The sequence below is a fragment of the Micromonospora sp. ANENR4 genome (assembly GCF_015354395.1).
GTDB lineage: Bacteria > Actinomycetota > Actinomycetes > Mycobacteriales > Micromonosporaceae > Micromonospora > Micromonospora aurantiaca.
This window is the reverse complement of record NZ_JADKYQ010000011.1, coordinates 196,387-211,073: the sequence shown is the minus strand read 5'-3', so window position 1 is coordinate 211,073 and position 14,687 is coordinate 196,387. Positions and strand designations below refer to the sequence as shown.

Annotated in this window: 15 protein-coding genes; 11 read left to right on the top strand and 4 right to left on the bottom strand. The window is 74.2% G+C overall.

The annotated features are described in order from the left end of the window. The 3 genes from IRY44_RS20910 to IRY44_RS20900 are packed head-to-tail and all read right to left on the bottom strand — an operon-like array spanning position 1 to position 4,110. Entirely contained in the window at positions 1-3,369 is a 3,369-nt protein-coding gene (locus tag IRY44_RS20910; RefSeq protein ID WP_194801955.1) for an ATP-binding protein, read from the bottom strand. Between the two features lie 49 nt (positions 3,370-3,418). Next, positions 3,419-3,781, bottom strand: a complete 363-nt coding sequence (locus tag IRY44_RS20905; RefSeq protein ID WP_013288977.1) for a hypothetical protein — start codon at positions 3,779-3,781, stop codon at positions 3,419-3,421. 14 nt (positions 3,782-3,795) lie between these two features. Then, on the bottom strand, positions 3,796-4,110 hold the full coding sequence (locus IRY44_RS20900; protein WP_013288976.1) for a hypothetical protein: 315 nt from the start codon (positions 4,108-4,110) through the stop codon (positions 3,796-3,798). 358 nt (positions 4,111-4,468) lie between these two features. Here IRY44_RS20900 and folP point away from each other — a divergent pair, with 358 nt between their 5' ends. The 7 genes from folP (at position 4,469) to IRY44_RS20865 (ending at position 9,100) form a co-directional block, all read left to right on the top strand. Further along, positions 4,469-5,365 (top strand): dihydropteroate synthase, encoded by an 897-nt coding sequence (gene folP, locus IRY44_RS20895; protein WP_194801954.1) that lies wholly within the window; start codon positions 4,469-4,471, stop codon positions 5,363-5,365. Continuing rightward, a complete protein-coding gene (gene folB / locus IRY44_RS20890; protein ID WP_013288974.1) occupies positions 5,362-5,721 on the top strand; it encodes a dihydroneopterin aldolase in 360 nt (119 codons plus the stop codon). The genes folP and folB overlap by 4 nt, the downstream gene beginning before the upstream one ends. After that, positions 5,718-6,245: a 2-amino-4-hydroxy-6-hydroxymethyldihydropteridine diphosphokinase gene (gene folK / locus IRY44_RS20885; RefSeq protein WP_194801953.1), complete on the top strand. Its 528-nt coding sequence runs from the start codon at positions 5,718-5,720 to the stop codon at positions 6,243-6,245. Before folB ends, folK begins: the two co-directional genes overlap by 4 nt. Before the next feature lie 85 nt (positions 6,246-6,330). Continuing rightward, positions 6,331-6,819: a DUF3180 domain-containing protein gene (locus tag IRY44_RS20880; RefSeq protein ID WP_120574102.1), complete on the top strand. Its 489-nt coding sequence runs from the start codon at positions 6,331-6,333 to the stop codon at positions 6,817-6,819. Positions 6,820-6,933: 114 nt separating this feature from the next. Continuing rightward, positions 6,934-8,160: an ABC transporter permease gene (locus IRY44_RS20875; protein WP_194801952.1), complete on the top strand. Its 1,227-nt coding sequence runs from the start codon at positions 6,934-6,936 to the stop codon at positions 8,158-8,160. Positions 8,161-8,222: 62 nt separating this feature from the next. Then, positions 8,223-8,525, top strand: a complete 303-nt coding sequence (locus tag IRY44_RS20870) for a hypothetical protein (protein WP_135242344.1) — start codon at positions 8,223-8,225, stop codon at positions 8,523-8,525. An 83-nt stretch (positions 8,526-8,608) separates the two neighbouring features. Then, positions 8,609-9,100, top strand: coding sequence for a hypothetical protein (locus IRY44_RS20865; RefSeq protein ID WP_013288969.1), 492 nt, complete (start codon positions 8,609-8,611; stop codon positions 9,098-9,100). Between the two features lie 2 nt (positions 9,101-9,102). Here IRY44_RS20865 and IRY44_RS20860 read toward each other — a convergent pair whose 3' ends face one another. Then, complete coding sequence (locus IRY44_RS20860; protein WP_194801951.1) at positions 9,103-10,095, bottom strand: ATP-binding cassette domain-containing protein; 993 nt, start codon at positions 10,093-10,095, stop codon at positions 9,103-9,105. A 2-nt stretch (positions 10,096-10,097) separates the two neighbouring features. On the opposite strand from IRY44_RS20860, the gene IRY44_RS20855 reads away from it, so the two are divergent. The 4 genes from IRY44_RS20855 (at position 10,098) to IRY44_RS20840 (ending at position 14,684) form a co-directional block, all read left to right on the top strand. After that, on the top strand, positions 10,098-10,787 hold the full coding sequence (locus IRY44_RS20855; protein ID WP_013288967.1) for an ABC transporter permease: 690 nt from the start codon (positions 10,098-10,100) through the stop codon (positions 10,785-10,787). After that, positions 10,784-11,506 (top strand): ABC transporter permease, encoded by a 723-nt coding sequence (locus IRY44_RS20850; RefSeq protein WP_194801950.1) that lies wholly within the window; start codon positions 10,784-10,786, stop codon positions 11,504-11,506. Before IRY44_RS20855 ends, IRY44_RS20850 begins: the two co-directional genes overlap by 4 nt. A gap of 153 nt (positions 11,507-11,659) precedes the next feature. Then, positions 11,660-12,664 (top strand): glycine betaine ABC transporter substrate-binding protein, encoded by a 1,005-nt coding sequence (locus IRY44_RS20845; RefSeq protein ID WP_194801949.1) that lies wholly within the window; start codon positions 11,660-11,662, stop codon positions 12,662-12,664. 124 nt (positions 12,665-12,788) lie between these two features. Then, a complete protein-coding gene (locus tag IRY44_RS20840; protein ID WP_194801948.1) occupies positions 12,789-14,684 on the top strand; it encodes a hypothetical protein in 1,896 nt (631 codons plus the stop codon). The last annotated feature ends 3 nt before the right edge of the window (positions 14,685-14,687 follow it).

Here is a 14,687-nt window from a genome sequence, read left to right as displayed (position 1 = left end):
TCACGCCTCCAGATCAGCCAGGACGGTCGGCAGTATCCCGGCGGCCTGGGCGACCGCGGCGGGGGTGGTGTCCAGGTGTTCCAGCAGCCCGTCGACGTACGACACGTCGACCCGGACCTTCTGCACGCGCCCGTCGACGTCGCGCATGACGAACTCGCGGAAGCCGAGCCGGTTGGCCGATCCGCTGTCCGCCTGGGAGAGCGAGGCGAGTGTCGCCTCGTAACCGTCGTCGACAGGAACCCGCAGCAGGCGCAGCGCCTCGGAGGCGATCTCGCTGTCCTCGGCGATCCGGCCGACGAAGACGGTGGAGACGAGGTTCTGCACGTCGAGGCCGAGGATGTCCTTGGGGTTCTGCGAGGCGACGAGCGCGGCGAGGTTCCACTTGCGGGAGTCGCGGGCGAGCCGGACCAGGAACGAGCGCCCGGACCGCCAGCCCTCCATGAAGTGCGCCTCGTCGAGGCCGACCAGCTTCCGGGAGGACATCGAGCCGCCGTAGCAGCGGCGTACGGCGAGCCGGTGCGCGGTGTGCAGCATCGGCAGCGCGAGCGCCTCCTCGGCCGACCAGTACTCCCGCTCGATCTTGAGGTCGGGGAGTCGCAGACCGGCCATGGTGATGACGGTGAGCGCCGCGTCGGCGCCGAGCAGTCCCTCCGGCGGCCGGCCGAAGAAGAGCATGGCCAGCGGCATCTCGGCGGTGTCGAGGAGAAGGTGCGCCAGTTCGCGCCCGGCGTCGTCGTCGAGCCCCTGGAGGCAGGTCACCACGTCGTCGAGCGTGGAGGTCTCCTCGGCGGGGACCTGGCGTACGGCGTGCCGGAACAGCGTGGCGGTGGACGCCTCCCGGGCAACCTGCGGCGGCACCAGCATCATGCAGATGTCCTGCACCAGCATCCGGCGCTCGGCGCGGGCGTTCGACACGGCGATCTCGAATTCGCGGTCGCCCGCCGGGCCGGCGCCGAACTCGCTGCGCAGCGGCGTCGGGATCAGCGCGTACGGCGCGAGCGTGCCCTGCTCCGAGCCGGTCAGGTTGAGCACCCGCGAGTACGGCGCCAGTTCGGGCATGGCGCAGAGCCGGGCCAGCGGGCCGGACGGGTCGAGCAGCGTCACCTGCACGCCGCGGCGCGCGGCCAGGTAGCCGAGCGCGCCGAGCAGCGTGGACTTGCCACCGCCCGGTTCGGCGACGAAGACGGCGAGGCCGGAGCGCTCGCGTACCTCCATCGGAAAGTGCAGGTCGAGGAAGACCGGCCGGCGGCAGGTGCCGGCGGTGCGCCCGATGAGGTCGCCGCGCCGGTCGCCGACCGTGGACGCGGCCTGCGGCAGCGCGGCGGCGAGCAGGTTGACCGGCATCCGCCGGACGTAGCCGGTGTTGGCGATCGGCTCGCCGGGGATGAACTCGCGGGCCAGCCAGTCCTGGTTCTTCGGGTGCTGGAGCGAGATCCGCAGCTCGCGGGAGTAGAGCTGGATGAGCCGCCGGGCCCGTTCCAGGCACTCTTCCCGGGTACGCCCGCCGACCGCGATCCGGTGCCAGCCGTGTGCCCGGGCCGAGTCCACGGGCAGGCCGGTGGTCATCTCGTCGCCGATCACCAGCGCGCGCTTGGCCAGTCGTTCCAGCTCGGGCGGCGCGTCGATGCCGTGCTCGGCGTAGTCGAGCTGCTGGGAACGGATCATCCGGAGCCGGTGTTCGAGGTTCCGGAAGGAGTCGTTGGGGCCGAGGATGTCGACCCGGGTGGACAGCTCCATCGGCCACGGGAGCCGCTCGTGGAAGTGCAGCCAGGGCTCGTGCCGTTCGGGGATCTCCAGCGGCTCCATCCGGCCGACCGCGAGCACGGCGACGTGGCGTTCCTCGCCGGTCATCCGGTTGACCAGCTTCACCGTCGAGCCGTACGGGGTGCGGTAGCGCTCGACCTGCTCGGTGAGGGCCAGCAGGTCGCCGCGTTCCCACCGGCCGTTGGTGATCGGGGACAGGACGCCGGGTGGCGCCATGCACAGCGCCACCGAGCGGTAGAGCAGCCATTCCAGTTCGGGTGCGGTGACCCGGCGCCCGCGCATGCCGAACGCGCCGAGGACCTCGTCGAACTGCTCGACGGTACGGCTCAGCCGGCGGCGCTCGCCGTCGGCGGTGCCCCGGCCGAACGTGCGCAGGAGTCGTTCGGTGAGCGAGTCGCCGAGCGACCGGCGGGCGAACGTGACACCGAGGTAGGTCTGGCCCTCGGCGTGGTTGACCGCCATCAGGTGCCGCTGGGCGGCGACCAGGTGGTCGGCCCAGCCGGTGGTGCCCGGTACGTCGGGCAGCGGGGCGGCGGTGTGCGCGTCGATGGTGCGGGCCCACTCGTCGGCCGGGAAGGGCCGGGTGGTGCGGCGCAGGTGCAGCCGGAACCCGGCGAGTCCGGCGTACTGCTCGGAGATCGCCGAGAGCAGCGCCTCGCGTTCGGCGTCCGGCCGGAACGCCCATCGCACCTCGGGCAGCCAGTACCAGGCGGTGACTGTGTTCGGGGTGAAGGTCAGGTGGCCGGCGATCTCGGTGATGGCCAGCTCGACCGACGGGTCCCGGTCACCGAACTTGATCTTCGGGGCGCGGACCCGGACCGGCTTGGTCGGCCGGTTGCGGCGCTCCGGCGCGCGCTGCCGGGGCGGCGCCACCTCGCGGTGCGCCGAGCGGCCGACCTCCCGCGACGGTGCCGCCGCGGCCGTGAGCGGGTCGGCGGGAGCGAGATCCGGCTCCCGGTGGTCGGCGGGGACAGGCGCGGGGGCGTGGATCTGCGGGGGCGGCGGGAGCGCCGGCTCGGGCTCGGCCGGGGGCCGGAGCGCGGGCAGCCGGTCACCGGCCTGCTGCGGCACCCGGCTCCGGGACGGCGGCGGCGGGGCGAGCGCGGCGGGCGGGTCGGGCAGGGAGGGCTCGACCGGCGGCGGTGCGGGTTCGGGCCGGGGGCGGCCGACCGCGCGTACCCCAGGGGCCCGCTCGCGGACCGGCGGTTCCGGTTCGGCCCGGGGCGCCGACTCGACCGGCACGGCGGGCTGGTGCGGGATCGGCAGGGGCTCCCGGCCGACGCCACGGCGCGGCGGCGCCACCACCGGCTCGACCGGCGGGAGCGGTGTGGACGCGGCGGGCCGCCGCCGGGGCTGCGCGCCGCCGAACAGGTCGAGGAAGGGGGAGTCGATGTCGCCTTCGGGGCGTACCGGCTCGCGCGGGGTCATCGGTCGCGGCGGCTGGAACACGCCGACGCGGCTGTGCCCGGGGCTGGTGACGAGCGCGCTGTCGAGGACGACCTCGTCCAGATCCTCGTCCGGCGGGTAGTCGAACGATCGCGCACGGTTACCGTTGGGCCCGGCCGGGCGCCCGGCCGGGGAACCCGGCGTGGAAGAGCGACTCATGCGACCGCCTCACCCGCGTCGTTCGTCTGCACGGTTGTCGTACGCCCGGTCATGCCAGTTCCTCCCGGATCCTGATCCGGCTCGCGACGAGCCGCGGATCCCGCTGCTCGGTGGCCGGTTCCCGGGTGCGTCGCCAGTCGGTCAGCGCGGTCCGGATGACCATGCGCGCGGGCCGGTCCGGGTCGACGTACCGGAAGATGAACGAGGTCGTCACGATCGCCAGCGAGATCTCCCAGGCGGGGAACAGCTCGACCTGGAGCGTGAACAGCCAGTGGATGAACATGTAGAGGGGTACGAGCAGCATGAACAGGCCGTACTGGGCGTACGGCAGGTGGACGGGAAGGGTGTACCCGGGCGGCCCCAGGTAGACGAGGCGTGCCCGGTAGATGTCGTCGTCGGTGCGCAGCCGCATCGTCGCCCAGCGCCCTACTCGAAGATCAGGTTGATCAGGTAGTCGCCGACGAAGAAGAGTGTTGCCGCTCCGGCGATGAAGGCCAGGCCGATGATGGCGATGGCCGAGCTGGTCAGCACCTTGGAGATCTCACCCCGGCTGGCCCGGCCGATGAAGATCACCCCGAGGACCGCGAGCAGGATCGGCGCGATCTTGCTGGCGAAGAAGGTGACGACGTTGTCGGTGTCGATGCCCTTCGGTGCCGGCTCGGCGAGTGGAGTCGACGCCAGGGTGTGGAGCGCGTGGTCGACGGCACTGGACGCCGTTGCCATGAGCTCGATGGCGATCACTGGAAACCTCCCCAAGGTCGCGGCCGGCGGCGCCGCGTTGGTGCAAGTAGGCAAGCCTGGCGGGATGGTGCTCGTCAGAGACAGCGCCGTCAACGCTGAGTCCGTCACCCACCACGCAGAGTGGTGAGTTTTGGGGGGATTCTTCCCGCTTCGGCCCTCCCTCCAGGCTTCGCCATCTCGATGCTGGGCAATTCCAAAGCGTACGGCCCGGCCACCTTTGCGACAAGCCGTGAAGAGTCGACCTCCGACGGCCCGGATGACCGATCGTACACCTGTTCCAATGTGCACGTCAGGGGTGCCGCGTCGCGCGCTCGCCCGGTGGCCGGAAGCCCTGCCGGCGAACGGTACTGTCGGGTCCGTGACCGATCTGGTACGGGCGGAGGCCCCGGTGGTGATGGGCGTCCTCAACGTCACGCCCGACTCCTTCTCCGACGGCGGCAGATACGCCGATCTGGGCGCGGCAGTCGCACACGGGGTGCGACTGCGGGGGGACGGCGCCGACCTGATCGACGTGGGTGGCGAGTCCACCCGGCCCGGCGCCGAGCGGGTCGACGCGGAGACGGAGACCGCCCGGGTGCTGCCCGTGGTCCGCGAGCTGAGCGCCGCCGGCATCCTCGTCAGCATCGACACCAGCCGCGCCCGGGTCGCCGAGGCGGTCCTCGCCGCCGGCGCGTACGTGGTGAACGACGTCTCCGGCGGCCTCGCCGACCCGGACATGGCCCGGGTGGTTCGCGACGCCGGCTGCCCCTGGGTGCTCATGCACTGGCGGGGTCACTCGCGGGGGATGCGGGAGCTGGCGACGTACACCGACGTGGTGGCCGAGGTCCGGGACGAGCTGAGCCGGCGCGTCGACGCCGCGCTCGCCGCCGGGGTGGCCGCCGACCGGATCATCGTGGACCCGGGCCTGGGCTTCGCGAAGACCGCCGCGCACAACTGGGCGCTGAGCGCCCGCCTGCCCGAGCTGGTCGACCTGGGCTTCCCGGTGCTGTTCGGGGCGAGCCGCAAGTCCTACCTGGGCCGGTTGCTCGCCGACCCGGCCGGCGAACCACGCCCCACCGCCGGGCGGGAGGCCGCGACCGTCGCGACGAGCGTGCTCGCCGTCGCGGCCGGCGCCTGGGGGGTACGCGTGCACGACGTCCGCGCCACCGCCGACGCGCTCGCCGTCTGGCGCGCCACCGGCAGCCCCCGGCTCGCCACCGCGACCGGCACCCGGCCGGCGGAAGCGGCCACCGGCACGAGCGGAGGCGACAGATGAGCGACCGGATCGAGCTGACCGGCCTGCGCGCGCACGGCCGCCACGGCGTCTACGACTTCGAGCGCGCCCAGGGGCAGGAGTTCGTGGTCGACGCGGTGCTCGAACTGGACCTGGGCCCGGCCGCGCGCTCGGACGAGGTGACCGACACCGTGCACTACGGCGAACTCGCCGAACGTCTGGTCGCGGTGATCACCGGCGAGCCGGTGAACCTCATCGAGACACTCGCCGACCGGCTGCTCGCGGTCTGCCTGGCCGAGCCGCTGGTGGCCGCCGCGACGGTGACCGTGCACAAGCCGGAGGCCCCGATCCCGCACGCCTTCCGGGACGTCGCGGTCACGATGAGGCGTACCCGATGACCCGGGCCGTGCTGTCGATCGGCAGCAACCTGGGCGACCGGCTCGGCCATCTGCGCGGCGCGGTGGCCGCGCTCGGCGACCGGGTGCTCGTGGTCTCCGGCGTCTACGAGACTCCACCGTGGGGGGACGCCGACCAGCCCGCGTACCTGAACGCCGCGGTGATGGTCGCGGACCCGGCGGCGGCGCCGGATGACTGGCTGGAGTGCGCCCGGGCCGCGGAGGCGGCGGCCGGGCGCGACCGCGACCCGCAACGACGGTACGGGCCGCGCACGCTCGACGTGGACGTGATCGCGGTCTGGGACGACGCCGGCGAGCCGGTGCTCCGCGACGACCCCGAGCTGATCCTGCCGCACCCCCGGGCCCACCTGCGCGCCTTCGTGCTGCGCCCGTGGATCGACATCGAGCCGCACGGCCGGCTGCCCGGGCACGGCTGGCTGACCGATCTGCTCAACGCCGAGCCGCTCGCCGGGGACGCCCTGGAACTGAGCCCGCGACCCGATCTGGCGCTAGAGTCGGACACATGACCCGGTGGATCGTGGCCCGGCAGTGGCGAGCTGAGGAGGTGCGGTGAGCACCGACCGCTCCCCGCAGGGGCCCGACCGCTTCCGGATGGGGCCGACCCGGGCCTCCACCCTCGTGGTGGCCGGCCTGGCCGCCGCCGCGGTGGCCTGGCTGCTGATCAGCGGCTTCTACTACGACTTCGCCCCCGACCTGCCCTGGCTGCCGGTGATCACGCTGGCCGGGCTGGCCGTGCTGGAGGGCTACGCGGCGGTGAACACCCGGGGCCGGATCGAGCGGCGGCCCGGCCGGGAGCCGGTCAACCCGCTGCTGGTCGCCCGGTTCGTCGTGCTGGCCAAGGCGTCGGCGCTGGCCGGGGCCATCTTCGCCGGCTTCTACGCCGGGCTGACCGGCTGGCTGTTCGTGGAACGCACGAACGCCGCGGTGGGCGATCGGCCGGCCGCGCTCGGCGGCCTCATCGCCGCGCTGGCGCTGGTCGCGGCCGCGCTCTGGCTGGAACGCTCCTGCCGGGTGCCGGAGCAGGAGGACGACGAGGACCGCGAGCCCGGTGACCGGGAGACGCCCCGCGGGCGTCTCTGAGGGTTCCCCCCACCCCGGCCCGGCGGTACCGTCCCTGGCGACCGGAGAGCGACGGCCGCCACCGGTCCGCCCGCCCGTGGGCCGGACGCGGCCACCTGGGGGAGGCGCGAGCCAATGGCGTACGACGATGCGGGCCGGACAGCGCCGCCGGAGACGTCGTCCGGGGTGCCCGCTGCCGTACTGGAGAACGTCTTCGACGACCCGGCCCACGGCGAACCCGGCCGGGACCGGATCGCGGTGCACGTGTTCTGGGAGTTCGTGCTGCTCGCCGGCCTGGTCGCGATGGCCTGGCTGCTCTGGCGGGAGGACTCGGACGCACTGCGCGGCGGCTCCCTGAAGACGCTGCTCGTCGACGTGGCGGCGCTGGGCCTGCTCGCCCTCGCCGCCGGCCTGAGCCTGCGGGCCGGCGCGGTGAACCTGGCGATCGGGCCGGTCGCGCTGGCCGCCGCCCTGCACTTCGCCGAGCAGGGCGACCGGGGCATGCGGGAGGCGCTGCTGCCGGCGCTGGCGATCGCGGCGGCGGCCGGGCTGGCGCTCGCCCTGGCCGTGGTGGTGCTGCACGTGCCCGGATGGGCGGCGAGCCTGGCCGGGGCAGCCGGTGTGATCGTCTACCTGGAACGGCGGACCGCCCCGGTGACGGTGCAGGGCGACTACGACCCGCGCGGCAGCGCGCTGTACTTCTTCGTGGGCTTCGCCGCGGTCGCCGTCCTCGGTGGCCTGTTCGCCGCGATGAGACCGGTACGCCGGCTGATCGGCCGGTTCCGTCCGGTCGCCGACCCGGCCCGGCGGCGCGGCGTGGCGGCCGCCACGGTGACCGCGCTGGCGCTCGTCGGGTCCACCGTGCTGGCGATGCTGGGCGGCGTGCTGATCGCGGCGAACGGGGACGGCCAGGTCGCGCCCGGCACCGGACTGGACTGGACCGTGCTGGCGGTCGGCACGGTGATGCTCGCCGGCACCAGCGCGTACGGGCGGCGCGGCGGCATCTTCGGCACCCTGTTCGCGGTCTGCCTGGTGGTGGTGTTCCTGGCCTGGACCGTGCCGCACGGCTGGACGGTCAGCCGGTGGGCGCTCGGCGGCGCCGTGCTCGGCGCCGGCCTGCTCGTCACCCGGCTGGTCGAGACGTTCGGCCGTCCCCACCCGGCACCGCCGGGTCCGCTCGGCCCGGTCCGCCCGGCCCGGGACGGCGCGCTGAGCGGCGGCTGGACGATGACCCCGCCGCCCGAACCGGCCGACGCCTGGCCCTCGGTGCTCCCGGTACGCCAGCACGACACCCCCGTCGAGGCGTGGGAGGCGCCGCGCTGGGACACCGAACCCCGGCGCTGGGACGCCGACGACCGCTGACCCCCGGCGGTGGCCGTGCGTCCGGCGCGCCCGGACTGATCTCTCCGGTTAGGCTCGGCGGCATGACCGATACTCCTGCCCCCGGTGGCCGCACCTTCGACGAGCTCGACAAGCTCTCCACCGAGGAACTGCGCGAGCAGGCGTTCAACCTGGCGCGCGACCGCCGCGACGTGGGCTTCTTCTGGTCGGTCCTGCGGCACCTGCCCAACGCCGACGAGGCCGCCGCGCTGGACGGCGCACCGAACTCGATCGGCCCGACCATCGACGAGGCGAACGCGCTCTGGCGTGAGCTGACCGGGCACGGCTACGACGAGTCCGCGCCGCTGCTGCGCGCCGCCTTCATCGACTACCTGATGAAGCACTGAGGTCGATGACTGCCCGTCGGCCGACGGCGGCCGACCGGTTGCGCAGGTTTGCCCGGCGGGACCGGCCGGGAACTGACCGCCGCATGGCTCTGAGCAACCGCCCCCGCACCGTCCCCCGGTACGGCACGGCCGCCGGCACCGGCACGCTCGCCGCGTTCCTGCTCGTCGCCGTCGGCGGCAGTCCGATGTACGTGGACTGGGCGCAGCGCGGCACCGACCCGACCGGCGCGGGTGGCTGGTTCCTGCGGCTGCTCGCCTGGCCGTCCTGGCGGTGGCAGGCGGACGAGGGCGTGTTCGCCACCAACCTGCGGGCGATCCTGCTGCTCGTGCTGGCCGCGGCACTGCTGTACCTGCTGCCCGGCCCGCAGGTCGACCGGGTGACGTCCTCGGGCAGCCAGTTCCTCTCCGGCTGGGGTGCGTACGCGCTCGCGGGCGGGCTCAGTGCCCTGCTCGCCACGCTCCTCGGCCCGCACGGCTCGCTGTTCGCCGCGTTCCAGGCCGCCAGCACCGGCGTCACGTACGGCTTCTTCGCCGGCTGGATCGTCGGACTGGCCAGCCTCGGCGGCCGGGCCTGACCTCAGTCCACAGCACCGAGGGCCAGCACCCGGGTGCGGGTGAGCAGCCCCACCGCCCGGCCCTCCTCGGTCACCACCGCGTGCTCGGCACCGGAGGTGAGAAGCGCGCCGAGCGCGTCGTACGCCGAGTCGCCGAGCGCCACGGTGGGCAGGCCGGTGCCGCCGTCGGCCGGGAGCGGGTCGAGCACCGCGCGGGTCACCGGCGTGACCGCGAGCCGCCGGATGCCCCGGTCGGCGCCGACGAACTCGCGGACGAAGTCCGAGGCGGGCGAGCCGAGCAGCGCGGCGGGGCTGTCGTACTGCTCCAGCCGGCCGCCCTCGGACAGCACCGCGATCCGGTCGCCCAGCCGGACCGCCTCGTCGAGGTCGTGGGTGACCAGCACGATCGTCTTGCGTACCTCGGCCTGCAACCGCAGGAACTCCTCCTGCAGGCGGGTCCGGACGATCGGGTCCACGGCCGAGAACGGCTCGTCCATCAGCAGCACCACCGGGTCGGCGGCGAGTGCCCGGGCCACGCCGACCCGCTGCCGCTGCCCGCCGGACAGCTCGTGCGGGTACCGCCTGCCGAACTGCGCCGGGTCCAGACCGACGAGTTCCAGCAGCTCGCCGACCCGGTCCCGGGTGCGCTGCTTCGGCCAGCCCAACAGCCCCGGCACGGTCGCCACGTTCGCGGCGACGGTCTGGTGCGGGAACAGTCCGACGTTCTGGATGACGTACCCGATGCGGCGGCGCAGCGCCACTGGGTCGACCCGGGTGACGTCGTCGTCGCCGAGCAGGATCCGCCCGTCGGTCGGCTCGATCAGTCGGTTGATCATGCGCAGCACCGTCGACTTGCCGCAGCCGGACGGGCCGATCAGCACCACCAGTTCGCCGGCCGCGACCTCCAGGCTCAGCTCGCGTACCGCCTCGGTGCCGTCCGGGTAGCGCTTGCGGATGCGCTCCAGCGTGATCGACGCCGCGCCGCCTCCGGCGGCGCTTCCCGGGGTACCGTCCACGTGTGTCCCTCCACCTGAGCTACCGGGCCGACCCGGGTAATCCGTGGTTCTCCTGGCAGTACGTGCGGGACAACTCTGACACGATCCTCGCCGCGCTGCGGGAGCACACCTGGCTGACCGCACGCGCCGTGGTGATCGCCGCGCTGGTGGCGTTGCCGCTCGCGGTGCTCGCGTACTGGTTCCGGTCGTTGTCGGCGCCCATCCTGGCGGTGACCGGGGTGCTCTACACCGTCCCGTCGCTGGCGTTGTTCGCGTTCCTCGCGCCGTACCTGGGCATCGGCGCGATCACCGTGCTCACCGTCGTCGCGCTGTACGCGCTGCTGGTGATCGTGCGCAACGCGCTGGCCGGGCTGAACCAGGTGCCGCCCGAGGTCCGCGAGGCCGCCGAGGGCATGGGGTACGGCAGGTGGGGCCGGCTGTTCCGGATCGAGCTGCCGCTGGCGCTGCCCGGCATCCTCACCGGCGTACGGCTGGCGACCGTGTCCACTGTCGCGCTCGTCACCGTCGGGGTGGTGGTCGGCCGGGGCGGGCTCGGGCAGCTCATCTTCGCGGGCTTCCAGAACAACTTCTACAAGGCGCAGATCATGGCCGGCACGGTGCTGTGCGTGCTGCTGGCGCTGGTGCTCGACCTGGTGCTGGCGGGCGTGGGCCGCCTGCTCACCCCCTGGCTGCGCGGGAGGTCCGCCCGGTGAACCCCGTCGAGCAGGCAGTGGTCTGGCTGAACGACCCGTTGAACTGGACCAACCCCGGCGGCGTGCTGGACCGCCTCGGCGAGCACCTGAGCATGTCCGCGCTGGCGGTGCTGCTGGGCTGCCTGGTGGCCTGGCCGATCGGGCTCTGGCTCGGGCACAGCGGCCGGGGCGGAGGGCTGGTCCTGCTGGTCTCCAACGTCACACTGGCGATCCCGACGCTGGCGCTGCTGACCATCCTCCCGCTGACGTTCCTCGGTTTCGGCCGCCCGGCCGTGGTGGTGGCGCTCGCGGTCTTCGCGATTCCGCCGCTGCTGGCCAACGCGTTCACCGGGGTGCGGCAGGCCGACCCGGAGGCCCGGGACGCGGCCCGGGGGATGGGCCTGTCCGGCGGGCAGGTGCTGCGCCGGGTGGAGCTGCCGCTCGCGGTGCCCTACCTGGCGGCCGGCTTCCGCACCGCGGCGGTTCAGGTGGTGGCCACCGCCGCGCTCGCCTCGTTCGTCAACGGCGGTGGGCTGGGCCAGATCATCCGGGCCGGGTTCGGGCTCGACATCGCCGCCGGCGGGGGCCAGATCATCGCCGGCGGGGTGCTGGTGGCCGGGTTGGCGCTGCTCGTCGAGGGGGTGCTCGCGCTGGTGGAGCGGGTGGTCACGCCCCGCCCGCTGCGCCGGGAGCGCCGGCGGGCGAACCGCCGCGCGACGGCGGCGACGACCGGCAGTTGAGCCGTCGGTGACGATCGGATGACGAAAACCGCTCCGAGTTTGTCGGTCGGGTCTGGAGGATATTGGCTGGAGTCGCGGGTGGCCGTCCGGATCGCCCGTCGGACACGCGGCCGGCCCGAGGGGGTCGCGCCGGGACACGGAAGGCGGGCACTGATGCGCGCGCGTACGACACTGGCCGCGGGGGCGCTCGGCGCACTCACCGCGGCTGTTCTCCTCACCGGGTGCGGCGACGCCGGCTCGTCCGGCACCGACGCGCCCGAGCAGGGCGCCTCGGGGGCGGGCTGCGCTCCGGTGGCCGGTGACCAGCTCGTCGTCCTGACCGACGACAAGAAGCTCCAGAACACCGACAACGTCATCCCGGCGATCAACGCGAAGGCGGCCACGCCGCAGCTCGTCGCCGCGCTGGACAAGGTCTCCGCGAAGCTCGACACCCCGAAGCTGATCCAGCTCAACCGGGCGGTCGACGTCGACCGCAAGACGCCCCAGGTCGCGGCGCAGGAGTTCGCCTCCGCAAACGGCGTGACCGACGGGATCGAGAAGGGCCCGGGCGGTCAGATCACGGTCGGCGCCGGCAACTTCAGCGAGAGCCAGACCATCGCCGAGCTCTACAAGATCGCGCTCACCGCGGCCGGCTACCAGGTCAAGGTGCAGACCATCGGCAACCGGGAGCTCTACGAGCCGGCCCTGGAGAAGGGCCAGATCCAGGTCGTCCCGGAGTACGCCGCCACCATGGCGGAGTTCCTCAACACCAAGGCGAACGGCAAGGACGCCCAGCCCGTCTCCTCCCCGGAGCTGGACAAGACCGTCGCGGCGCTGAAGACCGAGGGTGACAAGGCCGGCCTGGTCTTCGGCCAGCCGTCTCAGGCGCAGGACCAGAACGCGTTCGCCGTCACCAAGGCGTTCGCCGACAAGTACGGCGTGTCCACGCTCTCCGAGCTGGCCGCCGAGTGCTCCGGCCAGGCCACCGTGCTGGCCGGGCCGCCGGAGTGCCCGCAGCGGCCGAAGTGCCAGGCCGGTCTGGTCGAGGTGTACGACTTCAAGGCCGGCTCGTTCAGCTCGCTGGACGCGGGCGGCCCGCAGACCAAGAACGCGCTGAAGACCGGCTCGGCGAGCGTCGGCCTGGTCTTCTCCTCCGACGCGGCGCTGGCCACGAGCTGACCCGGCACCGCCGGCCGGCGCCACGCGTGCCGGCCGGCGGCACGGGCAGCCCGTTCGGCGGGCCGCTCATCGAGTGGCGCCGACCCGTTCCCCTCGGGTGGAACTCTCGGTACTCTGCTCAGCCATGCCAGCCTCGGTCGCGCCCGCCGACAAGAGCACGCCTGCCCTGCTCAACGTCCTGTTCTGGGTCGGTGTGGGGCTGGCGCCCCTGGCCGCGCTCATCCTGCTGGTCGCCGACGGCAACGGCTCGCTCCGGTTCGGCGCGGTCCTGGCGATCCTCGCGGTCGTGCTCATCGGTCTGTCCATCGCGCTGCGGCCGGACAACGTTTCCGCAGGTGCGGAGGCCGAGGAACTGCGCGAGGAGCTGGCGCAGCTCCGGCGGGAGTTGCGGGCCGAGATCGTGGCCGCCGCCCAGCGCGGCAACCAGGCGCTCGACCAGGCACGACGGGCCGAGGAGGTGGCCGGCGCGCTACGGCACCGGCTCGACGCGGCCGCCGCCGGACTGGCGTCCGCGCCCGTGTCCACCTCGGCGTCCGCCTCCGCGCCGGCGCCGGAGCGCCCGAGCGGTGCGGCGAGGGTACCGGTCACCGGCACGTCCGACGTCGGCCGGGCGCAGCCGGCCGGCCGGGACGACGACGAACCGGCCCGGCCGGCGTACTCCGGCGGCCGCTACGGAACCGATGCCGACGCGTCCCGGGCGGGCCACTACGACGCGGACCCGCCTCGGACCGGCCACCACGACGCCGCCCCGTCCCGGACCGGCCACTACGACGCCGACTCGCCAAGGGCGGGCCGCTACGACGCCGAGCCGGCGCGGGCCGGCCACTACGACGCCGACTCGCCAAGGGCCGGTCGGCACGACGCCGAGCCGGCGCGGGCCACCGCACGGCCGGACCGGCAGGCGAGCGGGGTGTACGGCGCGGCGCGGGTGTCCGAGCCGATGCCCAGGCCGGAGAGCCGCCCGGTCGGCGTGGTCCACCACACCGAGACGGTGCACGTCACCACCCGGCACACCATCGTCGGCGGTGGTGAACCGGCCGGAAGCCGGTACGGCGGATTCCCCGGCGGCTGGTCGGACGAGGACCGGTCCCGGGGCACGGACCCGGCCGACCAGTGGCGCGCGGGCCACCGCGAATCGGGCCGGGACGACCGGACAGGTCGTCGGGCCGGGCCGGACGACGGTGGCTGGGGCACCGGTGCCGGCGACGACGGGCACTCGTGGACCGACCCCGGACGGCTGGGCGCCGAGCATCCGTGGGCGGGTGTCGGCCGGGCCACTGCCGGAGAACAGGGCTGGTCCGGACGTACCGCCGGGGGCGGTTGGTCGAGCGGCCACGACCAGGGCCGGACGGCAGCGGAGGAGCAGCGGCAGTGGTCCGGCGCTGGTGAGGACCGGGCAGGCCGGGCGGCGAGTACCTGGCCGGCGGCGGGCGAACCGGCGGACCGGGCGGGCGCCGGCGGCGACCAGTGGTCCGAGATGCGGGCCGGCAATCGGTGGGCAGCGGTACGCGACGACGGTGACGGCCGGGAGATCCGGCTCGGGGAACGGCGGGCCGCAGTGCACGCCGACGGTGGCGGTACCGAGTACCGGGTCGAGGACCGGTGGGCGTCGGTGCGCGGCGGCAGGCCAGACGCGAGCGGGCCGGACGGAACCGACGACCGCTGGTCCGGGGAGAGGGAGAGCCACCCGGCGCTGCCGGCCGGTGGGGTGCCGGTGCCGGACGAGTGGCGGCCGCCGACGCAGCGCAGCGGCCAGCCGGAATGGCGTCAGCCGCCGCCGGAGTGGCACCGGCCCGAACCGGAGTGGAGTCAGCCGGCACCGGACCGGCACCAGGCCGAACCGGAGTGGCGAACGCACCAGGTCGAGCCGGATTGGCGTCAGCCGGAAGCGCGTCAGCCCGAACCGGAGCAGTGGCGTCGGCCCGAGCCGGAATGGCGGCCGGCGGAACCGGAGTGGCGGAGCCCGGAGCACGGTGCACACGGCCGGCCGTACCGGGACACCGCCGACCGCTGGCGCTGACCC

Coding starts and splice junctions, on each gene's coding strand:
- IRY44_RS20910 (WP_194801955.1), bottom strand. CDS start 3,369: ATGAGTCGCTCTTCCACGCCGGGTTCCCCGGCCGGGCGCCCGGCCGGG.
- IRY44_RS20905 (WP_013288977.1), bottom strand. CDS start 3,781: ATGCGGCTGCGCACCGACGACGACATCTACCGGGCACGCCTCGTCTAC.
- folB (WP_013288974.1), top strand. CDS start 5,362: ATGAGCGACCGGATCGAGCTGACCGGCCTGCGCGCGCACGGCCGCCAC.
- folK (WP_194801953.1), top strand. CDS start 5,718: ATGACCCGGGCCGTGCTGTCGATCGGCAGCAACCTGGGCGACCGGCTC.
- IRY44_RS20880 (WP_120574102.1), top strand. CDS start 6,331: ATGGGGCCGACCCGGGCCTCCACCCTCGTGGTGGCCGGCCTGGCCGCC.
- IRY44_RS20875 (WP_194801952.1), top strand. CDS start 6,934: ATGGCGTACGACGATGCGGGCCGGACAGCGCCGCCGGAGACGTCGTCC.
- IRY44_RS20870 (WP_135242344.1), top strand. CDS start 8,223: ATGACCGATACTCCTGCCCCCGGTGGCCGCACCTTCGACGAGCTCGAC.
- IRY44_RS20865 (WP_013288969.1), top strand. CDS start 8,609: ATGGCTCTGAGCAACCGCCCCCGCACCGTCCCCCGGTACGGCACGGCC.
- IRY44_RS20845 (WP_194801949.1), top strand. CDS start 11,660: ATGCGCGCGCGTACGACACTGGCCGCGGGGGCGCTCGGCGCACTCACC.
- IRY44_RS20840 (WP_194801948.1), top strand. CDS start 12,789: ATGCCAGCCTCGGTCGCGCCCGCCGACAAGAGCACGCCTGCCCTGCTC.